At 73.6% G+C, this 13483-nt stretch carries 13 protein-coding genes; 7 read left to right on the top strand and 6 right to left on the bottom strand.

What is annotated here, in order from left to right; translation table 11 throughout:
- Nucleotides 1-14 precede the first annotated feature (14 nt).
- Nucleotides 15-809 (bottom strand): MHYT domain-containing protein, encoded by a 795-nt coding sequence (locus ACFY2L_RS24425; RefSeq protein ID WP_390823367.1) that lies wholly within the window; start codon nucleotides 807-809, stop codon nucleotides 15-17.
- Between the two features lie 152 nt (nucleotides 810-961).
- Between ACFY2L_RS24425 and ACFY2L_RS24420 the strand changes: the two genes are divergently transcribed.
- Nucleotides 962-1561, top strand: a complete 600-nt coding sequence (locus tag ACFY2L_RS24420; protein ID WP_390823366.1) for a class I SAM-dependent methyltransferase — start codon at nucleotides 962-964, stop codon at nucleotides 1559-1561.
- A 4-nt stretch (nucleotides 1562-1565) separates the two neighbouring features.
- On the opposite strand, the gene ACFY2L_RS24415 is transcribed toward ACFY2L_RS24420, so the two are convergent.
- Nucleotides 1566-2324: an alpha/beta fold hydrolase gene (locus ACFY2L_RS24415; protein WP_390657479.1), complete on the bottom strand. Its 759-nt coding sequence runs from the start codon at nucleotides 2322-2324 to the stop codon at nucleotides 1566-1568.
- A 139-nt stretch (nucleotides 2325-2463) separates the two neighbouring features.
- Here ACFY2L_RS24415 and ACFY2L_RS24410 point away from each other — a divergent pair, with 139 nt between their 5' ends.
- Nucleotides 2464-2988 (top strand): PadR family transcriptional regulator, encoded by a 525-nt coding sequence (locus ACFY2L_RS24410; RefSeq protein ID WP_390657478.1) that lies wholly within the window; start codon nucleotides 2464-2466, stop codon nucleotides 2986-2988.
- On the opposite strand, the gene ACFY2L_RS24405 is transcribed toward ACFY2L_RS24410, so the two are convergent.
- Nucleotides 2974-3873 carry an oxygenase MpaB family protein gene (locus tag ACFY2L_RS24405; protein ID WP_390823365.1) on the bottom strand — a complete coding sequence of 300 codons (900 nt, stop codon included), beginning with the start codon at nucleotides 3871-3873 and terminating at the stop codon, nucleotides 2974-2976. The genes ACFY2L_RS24410 and ACFY2L_RS24405 overlap by 15 nt on opposite strands.
- Before the next feature lie 105 nt (nucleotides 3874-3978).
- On the opposite strand from ACFY2L_RS24405, the gene ACFY2L_RS24400 reads away from it, so the two are divergent.
- Nucleotides 3979-4317, top strand: coding sequence for a hypothetical protein (locus ACFY2L_RS24400; protein WP_390823364.1), 339 nt, complete (start codon nucleotides 3979-3981; stop codon nucleotides 4315-4317).
- A gap of 135 nt (nucleotides 4318-4452) precedes the next feature.
- Nucleotides 4453-5343, top strand: a complete 891-nt coding sequence (locus ACFY2L_RS24395; protein WP_390823363.1) for a hypothetical protein — start codon at nucleotides 4453-4455, stop codon at nucleotides 5341-5343.
- A gap of 123 nt (nucleotides 5344-5466) precedes the next feature.
- Here the strand turns inward: ACFY2L_RS24395 and ACFY2L_RS24390 are convergent, their stop codons facing one another.
- A complete protein-coding gene (locus tag ACFY2L_RS24390; protein WP_390657474.1) occupies nucleotides 5467-5649 on the bottom strand; it encodes a hypothetical protein in 183 nt (60 codons plus the stop codon).
- Between the two features lie 234 nt (nucleotides 5650-5883).
- Between ACFY2L_RS24390 and ACFY2L_RS24385 the strand changes: the two genes are divergently transcribed.
- Nucleotides 5884-8808: an SNF2-related protein gene (locus ACFY2L_RS24385; RefSeq protein WP_390823362.1), complete on the top strand. Its 2925-nt coding sequence runs from the start codon at nucleotides 5884-5886 to the stop codon at nucleotides 8806-8808.
- Nucleotides 8805-10076 carry an SWF or SNF family helicase gene (locus ACFY2L_RS24380; protein WP_390823361.1) on the top strand — a complete coding sequence of 424 codons (1272 nt, stop codon included), beginning with the start codon at nucleotides 8805-8807 and terminating at the stop codon, nucleotides 10074-10076. Before ACFY2L_RS24385 ends, ACFY2L_RS24380 begins: the two co-directional genes overlap by 4 nt.
- A gap of 156 nt (nucleotides 10077-10232) precedes the next feature.
- Here ACFY2L_RS24380 and ACFY2L_RS24375 read toward each other — a convergent pair whose 3' ends face one another.
- Nucleotides 10233-10490, bottom strand: coding sequence for a hypothetical protein (locus tag ACFY2L_RS24375; protein ID WP_390823360.1), 258 nt, complete (start codon nucleotides 10488-10490; stop codon nucleotides 10233-10235).
- Between the two features lie 248 nt (nucleotides 10491-10738).
- Complete coding sequence (gene xylA / locus ACFY2L_RS24370) at nucleotides 10739-11905, bottom strand: xylose isomerase (RefSeq protein WP_390823359.1); 1167 nt, start codon at nucleotides 11903-11905, stop codon at nucleotides 10739-10741.
- Between the two features lie 128 nt (nucleotides 11906-12033).
- On the opposite strand from xylA, the gene xylB reads away from it, so the two are divergent.
- Nucleotides 12034-13479 carry a xylulokinase gene (xylB, locus tag ACFY2L_RS24365; protein WP_390823358.1) on the top strand — a complete coding sequence of 482 codons (1446 nt, stop codon included), beginning with the start codon at nucleotides 12034-12036 and terminating at the stop codon, nucleotides 13477-13479.
- Nucleotides 13480-13483: the final 4 nt, after the last annotated feature.

Here is a 13483-nt window from a genome sequence, read left to right as displayed (position 1 = left end):
GCCGTCCACGCCCGTCACACGGTCCGGGCCGGCCTGCGGCCGGTGACGCTCTCCCCCGGCTGCTGGGCCGACGCGGACGCGGCGCGCTCCCCCGTGGTGGGCGACAGGGCGACGAAGGCCGAGGTCAGGAAGAGATAGGACCCGAGGCCGACGGCGAGGGGGAAGATGAACTGCATCGCCGTGGCCCCGGGCAGTGCCGCTCCGGACGGCGTGACCCGCACGCTGACCGCGAACATGCCGGTGTAGTGCATGCTGCTGACCGCCGCCCCCATCACGAGTGAGGCGACGGTGACGGCGACCGGCGCCTTGATGTTGAGCGCCGCCCACAGGGCCGCGGTCGCGGCGACGACGGCGATGAGGACGGAGAGCGCGACGCGTGCCGGTTCGTAGACGACGTCGCCGTGCAGGCGGACCGCGGCCATCCCCAGGTAGTGCATGCTCGCGACGCCCAGACCGGTGGTGAGACCGCCGATGAGCAACGCGCGCGTGCGGTCGCGTCCGTAGCCGACGGCGAAGACACCGGCACAGACGACGACCATGGCGACGAGAAGGCTGAGCACGGTCAGCGGAACGTCGTAGCGGATGTCGGTGCCGCCGACGCCGAAGCCGAGCATGGCCACGAAGTGCATGGTCCAGATGCCGGTGCCGATGGCGGAGGCGGCGGTGATCAGCCAGTTGCGGCGCGAGCGCCCGGTGGCGCCGAGGGCGCGCACGGTGCAGCGAAGACCGAGGGCGGCGCCTATGCAGGCCATCACGTACGACAGCACGGGGGTCAGCCAGCCGAAGGCGGCGTGGTCCAGGTGTCCCATGGCCAGGGGACGCTAGTGGGGGCACGGGTGCACAAAGGGGGCGCATTTCGAAAGGTGAGGGAATGTGACGCATAAGTGCGCCGATCCGATCGCCTGACGCTCGAACGTGCGCGCAGCGACGTCCTCCGTGTCGGTGAGGGATCATGCGGAACATGAGCGACGACCACACACACGTCCAGGAGTTCTTCGGCGCACGCGCGGCGGACTGGGACGACCGCTTCCCCGACGACGGTCCCGCCTACGCGGCCGCGGTCGACGAGCTCGGACTGCGGGAGGGGGATCGCGTGCTGGACGCGGGCTGCGGCACCGGACGGGCCCTCACGCCGCTGCGCGCGGCCGTCGGGCCCTCGGGGGTGGTCGTGGGGGCCGATCTCACCCTGGCCATGCTTCAGGCCGCCGTACGGGCCGGGCGCGACCGCGACGGGCGGCTGCTGCTCACCGACGTCGCCGCGCTCCCGCTGCGTCCCGGCGCACTCGACGCGGTGTTCGCGGCGGGGCTCATCGCCCATCTGCCCCGGCCGGCGGAGAACCTGCGGGAGCTGGCCCGGGTGGTGCGGCCCGGCGGGGTCCTGGCGTTGTTCCACCCGATCGGCCGGGCCGCGCTCGCGGCCCGGCAGGGCCGGCAGATCACGCCGCAGGACCTGCGCGCCGAGCCGAACCTGCGCCCCCTGCTGGCCGGGGCCGGCTGGCGCATGACGTCGTACGTCGACGAGGACGACCGCTTCCTGGCACTGGCCGTCCGGGAGGGCTGACGGCTCACACCCCCGCGGCGACCGCCTCGACGAACGCGTCCGGGTTGTCGAACATGACGTTGTGACCGGCGCCCGGCACCGTCACAACGCGGACGCCCGCCTTCTCCAGGGCGTCCGCTCCCTCGAGCGGCCCGGTGAGTGCGCCCTGGAGGTACACCCGGTCGACCCGGTCGAGCCCGGTCAGGATCTCGCGCATGACGGGGTCGGAGCCGCGCCTGAGCGCGACGGCGCTGCGGTGCAGGGCGCGCGGGTCGGCCAGCCGCATCGTGGCGGCCCACAGCGGACCGACCCGGTCGAGCACGCGCGCGTACCCGCCGTCGAGGAACTCCTCCTCCGTGCAGGCGGCGATGCCGCTGCTGCCCGCGGTGGGCGGCGGGCAGGCGTCCAGGTTGGCCTCCGTGAGGACGAGCCGCGCGACCAGGTCGGGCCGGCGGTGGGCGAGGACGATGGCCACGGAGCCGCCCATGCTGTGGGCGACGAGTTCCGCCCCGCTCACGGCCGCCGCGTCCAGCGCGGCCGCCAGCGCGTCGGCGTGCTCCTCGAGCGTGTATCCGAAGTGCTCGGGCCGGTCGCTGACACCGTGCCCGGGAAGGTCGACGAACAGGCTGCGCCGGCCCGCGAGTTCGGGTCGTGCCGCCACGTGCGCGTGGTAGACCGCCGACGCGGCGCCCAGTCCGTGCACGTACACGCGGGCGGGTTCCGCACCCGGCGTCTCGGTCCAACGGACCCGGCTTCCCCTGTCGTCGAACTCGGCCTGCCGCATCGTTCCCCCTCGGAGCACCCGGCTGATCATCATTCCGGCACCCACTATACCTCGGTGCCGATGTATTCCGCAGTGGAGATATTCGGTGCCCGCATTACGACGACAGCGATGTACCTCACCTCTCCGGCAGAATGAGGGCATGCTGGAGCTCGCCATCCTCGGCTTCCTGTACGACACCCCGCTGCACGGCTACGAGCTGCGCAAACGCCTCACGGCGCTGACGGGACACGTGCGCCCGGTGGCGGAGAGCACCCTCTATCCGGCGATCAAGCGGCTCGAGAAGGCCGGTCTGCTGGTGCGCGCCACCGAGCCCGGGGCGGTGGCCGCCCCGCGGCACGTCCTCAGGCTCACCGAGGAGGGCGGGGGCGAACTGCGCCGACGGCTCGCCGAGCCGGCCGAGCGCGACATCACCGACGAGAACCGGTGGTTCACGGTGCTCACGTTCCTGCGGCACCTGGACGACTCCGCCGCCCAGGCGGCCGTACTCCGTCGCCGACTGGCCTTCCTCGAAGAGCCGTCGAGCTTCTTCTACGACGGCGACCGGCCCCTGCGTGCCGAGGAGGTCGACGACCCGTTCCGGCGCGGTGTGCTGACCATCGCGCGGGCCACCTCCCGGGCCGAGATCAGCTGGCTGCGCGAGACCCTGGACTCACTGGGCGGCTGACTCGTCGGCGATGTGCCGGACCGGGCAGCCGCGTACGCCGGGCACCGGGCGGGTACCCAGCTCGTCCAGGCGGTAGCCGTTCGGATAGCCCTTGATCTCCCAGTTCTGCCGCGCGTAGTGCGGGGTGCGGCGGGGCGGCAGCAGCCGGACCGCGCGTCCACGCGCGCGTACGGCTGTGCGCACCAGTGTGCGGACGGCCGGGCCCGGCGGGGTGTAGCGAAAGGCCTTCAGGAGCGGTTCGTCGAGCAGGGCGAGCGTGGCGGTCCGCAGGACAGGAGCGAGCGGCCGCGGGTACCAGGAGGCCATGAGGTCGAGCGTGGCGTCCGAGACCCGTCGCGCGTCCTCGTCCCAGGCGAAATGGGCCTTCTCGTAGGCGTCGAGGCAGGCCTCGAACTCCTCGTAGGTCCCAGGGATGTCCTTGATGCCCATACGGCGGCCGAGAGTGCCGTAGTGGACGGTGGAGGCCACGGTCTCGTGGCGTGACAAGCGGCGCCATCCGTACGCGTCGATCCACCGCTTGGGCATCACGACGAACGTGCAGAGCACGTAGCGCATGTCGTCGTTGCTGATGTCGTAGCTGCGGTGCATCCGGTTGATGCGGCGCACGGCCGTACGGCCCTGCTCGCTGTCGAAGCCGTGCTCCACGACGGCGTCGAGGAGCAGCGAGGTGTCGTCGTAGCGCTTCTGGGAGCGGTCCGTGAGTTCCGCCGTTTCGGCCAGCAGGCGGCCGATGCTCGGGACCGCGTAGGTGCGGTACAGGGCGAGCTCCAGAGCGCGGGTGAAGTCCCAGGGGAACTCGTAGGCCGCGGTGAGCCGGTAGATCTCGAACGCGTCCTCGTACGGGTCCATGCGCCGGATCTGTTCAAGCCGCTCGAAGCGCTTCACCGTCTCGTCCCCCTTCTGCCGCCGTGACTCCAACTCTACGTTGGGTAAAGGGAGATGAAACGATCAACCCGACCATGACAACCGCATAGGGGGAAGGCCTTCACCATGTTCGACAAGGTTCGTACGGCTTGTGCCAGGTTCCTCGACTCGTTGCGCGGGCGGCCGCGCCCAGGTGACGCCGGCCGCGCCGACGCCCCCGGCGGGCGGGGGCCCGACGCCAAGAAGCGCCCGCACAACCTGTTCGAGGCCGCCGCCGCGTACGTCTCGGCGTGCGCGGAGGACGATCAGGACCGCATCGACGAGGCGGCCGGCTGGGTGTCGCCGGAGGCGTTGTCCTTCGGGGTCAACGAACTCGCCTGCCGCGCCGTCGTGGCGCTCGCGCGCGAGCGGGACGAGTCGCCCCGGACCGTGGCGCGGGCGCTGCTGGGGCTGCCGACGGTGTGACGGGACGGCGAAAGGTGGTCGATTCACCCCGTCAGGTCGGAAAGCTGCAGCTCCGGGTGTGTCGGGGAGTCGTGACAAGCGCCTTCCCGGCGCACTAGGGTGCGCGCCGTTGGACGAACCGATGGGGAGGCTGGGATGGCCGGGACGGACGAGGACGCCGTCGCCGCCGCGGACGATGCGCTCTATGTGCTCACGGCGGCGCTGCTGACGCCGGCGAAGTTCCCGAGTGTGCTCGGCGACGACTATCCGGAGGCGTGTGCGGCGCTCGGCCTCGCGCCGCTGGCCGACGGGTACGGCCTGGTGCTCGGCCAGGACGGCGAGGGCGCGCGGTGGACGGTCGTCATCGACGACGTGTCGCTGGTGGCGGTGGCGATCGCGTCCTGGGACTGCGGCATGGAGCACGACCTGTCGCCGGACGAGCGGACGGTGGTCGCCGCTCTGCCCGGGTGGCCCCTCGCGGTGGCCGTGGCGGCGCCCGGCGTGCCCGCGCCGCACGATCCCGCCCCGGAGATCTCGGAGGGTCCCGTGCTGTCCCCTCCGGACACGTCGGTCTGGGGACCGGCCCAGCGGCGCCTGGGGGCCGACGAGATCGCGCTCCAGTGGAGCCTGTGGCGGGACCAGATAGACGACGCCGCCTTCGCGCCCCCGCCCGCGGCGGAGCCCGCCGAGGACACCGACGAGGCGGACGGCGGCGGAGCGGTGGCCGACGGGGGCGCGGAGGGGAACGGCGACGGGTCCGCGGAGGCCGCGCCGAAGAAGCGCAGTGACATACGGCGCGTCCTCGCCGAGGCCCGTTCCTACGTGGACACCCCGCCGCCGCTGGGCCGGGTGCGGTCGTCCTTCGCCTCCGGCGACGCGCGCACCCTGCGCGCCGACGGGCCCGGCTGGTCGCTGGTGGCCAGGACCGACGACATCGCGTTCCTCCTGCTGGACGCGCGGCCCGGTGAGGTCCTGCCGGTCGGCCGGGGCCCGGAGCTGCCGGGGCTGCTGGAGGCGCTCGACAAGATGGCCGTACGTCCGTTCTGAGACGGACTTCGGCCTGACATCCGCTCCGAGACGGCGCGAGGGCCGCGACGAGGTGCTGCCGCGGGGCCGGCATGCCCCGCGCGTCACGCGAGGGACGGGCGCCTCGTCGCGGTCCTCGCCTCCTCAGCGGCCGAGCTCCTTGCGGGTGACACGGCGCAGCCTGCGCCGCTGCGAGGGGTCCAGCGTGAGGTAGGCCGCCGCCGGAACTCCCAGCACGATCAGCAGCGCCGCCCACCAGGGCAGCCAGATCAACAACAGCAGTCCGACCGCCACACCTCCTACGGCGATCTTCGCGTTCCTCGACATGTGCGTCGCCTCCTTCGCGGCCCCTGCCGCTCTCTGTCATGAAAACGGGTTCGCGCCGCGCGCGGTTCCGGACGCGACCCTGAAACCTCCCTGACCTACACCCCCGAGGCACCCTGAGATCCCCCTCCGCACCCTCGCGGAACTCCTGGAAACAGAATGCGCGTTCGGGAGGCAGGTGGGGTACCCTCGGCGACTCCACCGCGGTAGTCAAATTTGAGGAGTAGTCTCATCGCTGTGCAGAGGGTTCCCGTGGAAGCAGTGCCCGAGATCTCCGAACTGGCCTGGCGCCCCGCCGTGTTCGTGCCCGGCGTCCCGGCCCGCACCGGCCGCGTCGCCTTCTGGCGACCCGACGGCGACGTCACCGGGCCCGGCGGTGACACCGCTCCTCCCGTCGCGTCCGCGGCCGTCGAGGACCTGACCGTCGTCCAGCCCGCTGCTGCCGGTGTGTCGCTCACGCGCGTGCGTGCCGTGCTGCTGCCGGTGCGGGAGGCCCTGCCGGTTCTCGCACGCGCGCGCGTCTCCGCCGAAGGGCACCGGGCCGCCGTGTTCTGGGGCGCGGCATCCCTGCTGGCGCTGCGATGCGTGGCGCGGGGACTGCTGCTGCCCGGCCTGTCGTCGGAGGACCACGACGCCTGGCGGGCAGGGCCGCTCGGGCCGGAGGACATCGAGGAGGTCCGCCGGCTGGCCGCCTCGATGCCGCCCGAGGCCCATGCCGTGCCCGTCGAGGAGGCACCGCCCCTGCGGCTGCCGGACCCGGAGCGCCTGCTGCGGGCCTTCCTGGACGCGGTCGCCGACGCGCTGCCCCGCTCCCCCGCCGCCCCGCTCGTCACGGGCGGCCCCGCCTACGCCGCCCCGCGGCCGCGGCACCTGCCGGAGCTGCGCGGGTGGGTCGCCGACGTCGCCGCGGGCCACGACGCGGGTGTGCGGGTGTCGCTGCGGATCGAGGTGTCGGGGATCGAGACGCCCGGGATCGGGACGCCCGGAGCGGCGGTCCCGGCGTCCGGCGAGACGGTGGCGCGGTTCCGGGCCGTGCCTCAGGTGCACAGTGTGAACGATCCCGCGCTCGTCGTGGACGCCGCCGAGATCTGGGGCGACACCGGAGCCGTGCACGACGGATTCGGTCCCCGCGCGCGCATGGACGCGCTGCTGGCCCTGCGCCGCGCCGCCCGGGCGTGGCCCGCGCTCACCCCGCTGCTGTCGGCCGGTGTCCCCGATTCCGTCGGCCTTCTCGACGAGGAGATCGCCGAACTGCTCGGGGACGGTTCGCGGGTGCTGGCGGGCGCGGGCGTCGAGGTGCACTGGCCGAGGGAACTGGCCCGTACCCTGACCGCCCGCGCGGTGGTGGGGCTGCCGGAGGACGAAGCGGACGGGGGCGGAAGGGACGGCTCGGGCCCGGAGACGCCGTCCTTCCTCTCGGCCGACGCGCTCCTGTCGTTCACCTGGTGGTTCGCCGTGGGCGACCAGCGGCTCACACGTGAGGAACTGGACCGGCTGGCGGAGGCCGGCCGGCCCCTCGTACGGCTGCGGGACCAGTGGGTCCTGATCGATCCGCGGGAACTGCGCCGGGCCCGCGCCCAGCAGGACCGCAAGGTGACGCCGGTCGAAGCGCTCGGCGCCGCCCTGACGGGCTCCGCCGAGGTGGACGGCCGCTGGGTCGAGGTGCGGCCCACGGGCCCGCTGGCGGCCCTGCGGGAGCGGCTGACGAGCCCCGGGGCGCGGGAGCCGGTGGCGCAGCCCGCCGCGCTCGACGCCACGCTGCGCGACTACCAGCGGCGCGGCCTGGACTGGCTGGCGCGGAACACGTCGCTCGGACTCGGCTGCTGCCTGGCCGACGACATGGGACTGGGCAAGACCATCACGCTGATCAGCCTGCACCTCCACCGCCAGAGCGACGTCTCGACAGCCGGTCCCACCCTCGTGGTCTGCCCGACGTCGCTGATGGGCAACTGGCAGCGCGAGATCGAGAGATTCGCCCCCGGTACGCCGGTGCGCCGCTTCCACGGGCCGCGCCGTGACCTGGACTCCCTGGCCGGCGGGGAGTTCGTGCTCACCACCTACGGCACCCTCCGGCTGGACGCCGCCCGGCTCGGGGAGGTGCCGTGGGGCCTGGTCGTGGCGGACGAGGCGCAGCACGTGAAGAACCCGTACTCGGCGACCGCGCGGGCACTGCGCACCATCGGCGCACGCGCGCGTGTCGCGCTGACCGGGACCCCGGTGGAGAACAACCTGTCGGAGCTGTGGGCGATCCTGGACTGGACGACACCGGGCCTGCTGGGCCGCCTGGGCGCGTTCCGCAGGCGGTACGCGCGTGACGTCGAGGGCGGCGGGGATCCGGCGGCGGCGGAGCGGCTCGCCCGGCTCGTGGCGCCGTTCCTGCTGCGCCGCCGCAAGTCGGATCCGGGGATCGCCCCTGAGCTGCCGCCCAAGACCGAGACCGATCGCCCGGTGTCGCTCACCAGGGAGCAGACGGGCCTGTACGAGGCGGTGGTGCGCGAGACGCTCGCGGCGATCGCCGAGGCCGACGACATGGCTCGTCGCGGCTTGATCGTGAAGCTCCTGACCGGCCTGAAGCAGATCTGCAACCATCCGGCGCAGTACCTCAAGGAGGAGCGGCCGGGGACCGCGGGACGCTCCGGGAAGCTGGAGCTCCTCGACGAGTTGCTCGAGACGATCCTCTCCGAGGGCGCGGGCGTCCTGGTCTTCACCCAGTACGTGCGCATGGCGCGGCTCCTGGAGCGGCACCTGGCGGTGCGCGGCGTGCCCACGCAGTTCCTGCACGGCGGGACGCCCGTGGCCGAGCGCGAGGCGATGGTCCGGCGCTTCCAGGACGGTGAGGTCCCCGTGTTCCTGCTCTCCTTGAAGGCGGCCGGCACAGGGCTCAACCTCACGCGCGCGGAGCACGTCGTGCACTACGACCGCTGGTGGAACCCCGCCGTCGAGGCTCAGGCCACCGACCGGGCGTACCGCATCGGCCAGACACGGCCCGTGCAGGTGCACCGGCTGATCGCCGAGGGCACCATCGAGGACCGTATCGCCGACATGCTGCGCCGCAAGCAGGGCCTCGCCGACGCCGTGCTGGGATCCGGTGAGGCGGCGTTCACCGAACTGACGGACAGTGAGCTGGCCGATCTGGTCGAGCTGCGAGGAGGCACGCGATGAACGCGCACGACGGCCTGGAGCGTACGTTCGCCGCGTTGCCTCCCGCGCGCGGGAGGGCGTTCGCGCAGAGCTGGTGGGGCCGGGCGTGGCTGGCCGCGCTGGAGGACGGTGCGCTGGACGCCGGGCAGGTGCGGACGGGACGCGGGATGGCGCGCGCGGGCGCGGTGGGCGCGGTGTCGGTGCGGCCGGGGCGCATCACGGCTGTCGTACGGGATCGCGACCGGACCGCGCACCGGGCCGATGTGCTGCTCGGCGAGCTCTCGGACGCGGAGTGGGGCCGGTTTCTGGACCTGGCGGCGGAGCGGGCCGGGCATGTCGCCGCCCTGCTCGACCGTGAGATGCCGCCGCATCTGGTGGAGGACGCGGCGACGGCCGGCGTCGACCTGCTGCCGGGGCTCGGCGAGCTGGAGGCCGAGTGCGACTGCGGCGCCTGGGACCACTGCGGTCACACAGCGGCGCTCTGCTACCAGGTGGCGCGGCTGCTCGACCAGGATCCGTTCCTCCTGCTGCTGCTCCGGGGACGCGCCGAACAGACCGTGCTCGACGCCCTGCAGGCCCGTGTCACGGTCGCTCCGGCCGAGGCGGAACCTCCTCGGCCGGACGGGGTGGACGCGGCCGAGGCGTACGCAGCGGGAGACGTCCTGCCGCCGTTGCCGGCCGTGCCCGGGTTCCCCCCGGAGCCGGGCGTACCGCCTTCGCTGGACACGGACGCCGCGCCTCCGCCGGGGGTGGATCCGGCGGCCCTGGAGATCCTCGCCGCCCGGACGGCCGCCACCGCGCGTCTCCTGCTCTCGGAAGCACTGCGCGGCGACGACGGACATCTGGACTCCGCAGCGCCGTTGACGGTGGCGCAGGACGCGGTGCGACTGGCTTCCCATGCCGGCGGGGAGCCGGAGAACGGCGGGGTGACCGAGCGGCTCGCCGTCGGCTCGGGACGCAGCCGCGACCAACTGGCGGCGGCCGTACGGGCCTGGCGGTACGGAGGTGCGGCAGCGCTGTCGGTCCTGGAGGAGGAGTGGACCGTGGAGGGCGACGTGCTCGCACGCGCGCGTGCGGCGCTGGAGTCGGCCTGGGAGGACGGCGAACGGCCGGTGCTGCGGGCGCGGGGCAACCGGTGGACGGCCGTCGGGGCCGCCGGTCAGCTGCGCCTCGGGCGGGACGGGCGCTGGTGGCCGTACCGCAAGGAGGGCGGTCGCTGGATGCCGGCCGGGATCGCCGCGCGGGACCCGGCGACGGCCTTGACCGCGACCCGGCCGGACGGCGAGTAGACGCCTTCCCGAGCTCGGGGCGGGGTGGGGCGTCGGTCCGCCGGGCGCCGACGCCCCACGTACGGCTGCCGCGGGACGTGTGACGGATCACGCCCCCGCGTCCGGGTACGCGCGCGTGTGGGTGACGGCACCTCCACGCGCGCGCGGGGGGGGGCGCTAGGGCAGCAGCGCGCTGAGGGACGGCAGCAGCGACTCCAGGTCGCTGGGGATCTCGGTCGGCAGGGTGCTCGGGAGTCCGGACGGCAGCTCGCTCGGCAACCCGCTGGGCAGCTCCACGGGAAGGCTGATCGAAGGGGCGGGAGAGGAACCGGTGCGGCTCCCGGTCGGCTCGTCGTCCGGTGAGTCGTCACCGTCCGAGGCCATCAGGACGACGGCGAGCACGGCTCCCGCGGTGACCAGCAGCGCGAGCACCACGACGAGCGGGCTCCTGCGCCGTCGGGGGCCACCGGCGCCGTGACCCGGGGGAGGCGGTCCGAAGCCGCCGGGAGGCGGCGTGTCACTCGGCGGTCCGGGCGGCTGGGGCGGTACGGGTGGCGTGGCCATACGTCCAGCGTCCCCGCGAACCGCACGAGGGACGACCCCCACACGGAAGTTGATACGGGGTCATGCCACGGAGGGCATGACTCCGGCGTATTCCGTGCGGAGGTTCGTCCGGGCACCGGTCAGCCCCTGGCGCCGAGCAGGTGGTCCATCGCGAGCTGGTCGAGCCGCTCGAAGGCCATGCCCCGGGCGGCGGCCGCCTCGACGTCGAAGTCCTCGAACGCGGTGCGGTCGGCGAGCAGGCTCTGCAGGCCGTCGGCGGCGGTGGCCTGGGCCAGCTCGTCGAGGCGGGAGGCGCGCAGGGCCTCCTGGACCTCCGGGTCGGCACGGAACGCGGCCGCGCGCTCCTTGAGGATCAGGTAGTTGCGCATGCAGCCCGCGGCGGACGCCCACACGCCGTCGAGGTCCTCGGTGCGCGGCGGCTTGAAGTCGAAGTGCTTCGGGCCCGCGTAACCGGCGCTCTCCAGCAGGTCGACCAGCCAGAACGCCGAGCGCAGGTCGCCGGCGCCGAAGCGCAGGTCCTGGTCGTACTTGATGCCGGACTGGCCGTTGAGGTCGATGTGGAAGAGCTTGCCCGCCCACAGCGCCTGGGCGATGCCGTGCGGGAAGTTCAGCCCGGCCATCTGCTCGTGCCCGACCTCGGGGTTGACGCCGTACAGCTCCGGGCGCTCCAGGCGCTCGATGAAGGCCAGGGCGTGGCCGACGGTGGGCAGCAGGATGTCGCCGCGCGGCTCGTTCGGCTTGGGCTCGATCGCGAAGCGCAGGTCGTAGCCCTGGGAGGTGACGTACTCGCCGAGGAGGTCGAAGGCCTCCTTCATCCGGTCGAGGGCCACGCGTACGTCCTTGGCGGCACCGGACTCCGCGCCCTCACGGCCACCCCAGGCGACGTAGGTCTTCGCACCCAGCTCGACGGCCAGGTCGATGTTGCGGATCGTCTTGCGCAGGGCGTAACGGCGCACGTCGCGGTCGTTCGCGGTGAACGCGCCGTCCTTGAAGACGGGGTGCGTGAAGAGGTTGGTGGTGGCCATCGGCACGGTCATACCGGTGGTGTCCAGGGCCTGGCGGAAGCGCTTGACGTGCTCCTCGCGCTCGCTGTCGGAGGACCCGAACGGGATCAGGTCGTCGTCGTGGAACGTCACGCCGTAGGCACCCAGCTCGGCCAGGCGCTGCACCGTCTCGACCGGGTCGAGGGCGCGCCGCGTGGCGTCGCCGAACGGGTCCCTTCCCTGCCAGCCGACGGTCCACAGGCCGAAGGTGAACCTGTCCTCGGGGGTGGGCTGGTAGTTCATGCCGCGGCTCCTTGCTTGAAGACTGTCTCGCCGACTATTTCGTCATGGCCGTTTACAAATTAGTATGCGAACGCATCTCTGGGAAGACAGATCCCGCAGAGCCGCGGAAAAACTTGAGGGAGAGCCCGATGTCAGCAGCCGAGGGTCCGCTCGTCGTCGGCGTGGACTCGTCCACCCAGTCCACCAAGGCGCTGGTCGTCGACGCGGCCACCGGCGAGGTCGTCGCGAGCGGCCAGGCCCCGCACACCGTGTCCTCCGGGGCCGGCCGCGAGAGCGACCCGCGTCAGTGGTGGGACGCCCTGCACGAGGCGCTGCGCCAGTGCGGCGACGCGGCGCGCGAGGCCGCCGCGGTGTCGATCGGCGGGCAGCAGCACGGGCTGGTCACCCTGGACGGACACGGCGAGCCGGTGCGGCCGGCGCTGCTGTGGAACGACGTGCGCTCGGCCCCCCAGGCCCGGCGGCTGACCGAGGAGCTGGGCGGGGCGAAGTTCTGGGCGGAGCGCACCGGGTCCGTCCCGGCCGCCTCCTTCACGGTCACGAAGTGGGCCTGGCTGGCCGAGCACGAGCCGGAGGCCCTGCGCGCGACGAAGGCCGTCCGGCTTCCCCACGACTACCTCACCGAGCGCCTCACGGGCGAGGGCACCACCGACCGCGGCGACGCCTCCGGCACCGGCTGGTGGGCGTCCGCGACGGAGGGCTACGACGAGGAGATCCTCGCCCATGTCGGGCTCGACCCGGCACTGCTCCCCCGCGTGGTGCGCCCCGGCGAGATCGCGGGCACCGTGCGCGACAGCCACGACCTGCCGTTCTCCAAGGGCACCCTGGTCGCGCCGGGCACCGGCGACAACGCGGCGGCGGCGCTCGGCCTCGGGCTGCGTCCCGGCACTCCGGTGCTGAGCCTCGGCACGTCGGGCACGGTGTACGCGGTGGCGAAGCGCCGCCCCACCGATCCGACCGGCACGGTGGCGGGCTTCGCGGACGCCCACGGCGACTGGCTGCCGCTGGCCTGCACCCTGAACTGCACGCTCGCCGTGGACCGGCTCGCGGCGCTGCTGGGCCTGGACCGTGAGGCGGTGGAGCCCACCGAGGAGCTCACGCTGCTGCCCTACCTGGACGGCGAGCGCACGCCGAACCTGCCGAACGCCTCGGGCCTGCTGCACGGCCTGCGCCACGACACCACGGCCGGGCAGCTGCTGCAGGCCGCCTACGACGGTGCCGTGCACTCCCTGCTCGGCGCGCTCGACCTGGTCCTCGACGAGGAGGCGGACCGTTCGGCTCCGCTGCTGCTGATCGGCGGCGGCGCACGCGGCACGGCCTGGCAGCAGACGGTACGGCGGCTGTCCGGGCGGCCGGTGCAGATCCCCGAGGCGAAGGAACTCGTCGCGCTCGGCGCGGCGGCACAGGCCGCCGGGCTGCTGACCGGCGAGGACCCGGCCGCCGTCGCCCGCCGCTGGAACACCGCGCGGGGTCCGGTGCTCGACGCCGTGGAGCGGGACGAGGCGGCGCTGGCCAGGATCGCCGGGGTACTCTCCGACGCGGCCCCGCTGCTGGAGCGGAGCCGGCCCACCCACTGACCCT

It is taken from the genome of Streptomyces sp. NPDC001381, from assembly GCF_042895685.1.
Lineage (GTDB): Bacteria > Actinomycetota > Actinomycetes > Streptomycetales > Streptomycetaceae > Streptomyces.
The sequence above is the reverse complement of the archived record's forward strand: the minus strand, read 5'-3'. Positions and strand labels throughout refer to the sequence as shown.

What these genes read in the sequence shown, in the direction of transcription:
- ACFY2L_RS24425 (WP_390823367.1), bottom strand. Translation starts at nt 809, where the DNA reads ATGGGACACCTGGACCACGCCGCCTTCGGCTGGCTGACCCCCGTGCTG.
- xylA (WP_390823359.1), bottom strand. Translation starts at nt 11,905, where the DNA reads ATGAACTACCAGCCCACCCCCGAGGACAGGTTCACCTTCGGCCTGTGG.
- ACFY2L_RS24400 (WP_390823364.1), top strand. Translation starts at nt 3,979, where the DNA reads ATGTTCGACAAGGTTCGTACGGCTTGTGCCAGGTTCCTCGACTCGTTG.
- xylB (WP_390823358.1), top strand. Translation starts at nt 12,034, where the DNA reads ATGTCAGCAGCCGAGGGTCCGCTCGTCGTCGGCGTGGACTCGTCCACC.
- ACFY2L_RS24390 (WP_390657474.1), bottom strand. Translation starts at nt 5,649, where the DNA reads ATGTCGAGGAACGCGAAGATCGCCGTAGGAGGTGTGGCGGTCGGACTG.
- ACFY2L_RS24415 (WP_390657479.1), bottom strand. Translation starts at nt 2,324, where the DNA reads ATGCGGCAGGCCGAGTTCGACGACAGGGGAAGCCGGGTCCGTTGGACC.
- ACFY2L_RS24420 (WP_390823366.1), top strand. Translation starts at nt 962, where the DNA reads ATGAGCGACGACCACACACACGTCCAGGAGTTCTTCGGCGCACGCGCG.
- ACFY2L_RS24395 (WP_390823363.1), top strand. Translation starts at nt 4,453, where the DNA reads ATGGCCGGGACGGACGAGGACGCCGTCGCCGCCGCGGACGATGCGCTC.
- ACFY2L_RS24380 (WP_390823361.1), top strand. Translation starts at nt 8,805, where the DNA reads ATGAACGCGCACGACGGCCTGGAGCGTACGTTCGCCGCGTTGCCTCCC.
- ACFY2L_RS24410 (WP_390657478.1), top strand. Translation starts at nt 2,464, where the DNA reads ATGCTGGAGCTCGCCATCCTCGGCTTCCTGTACGACACCCCGCTGCAC.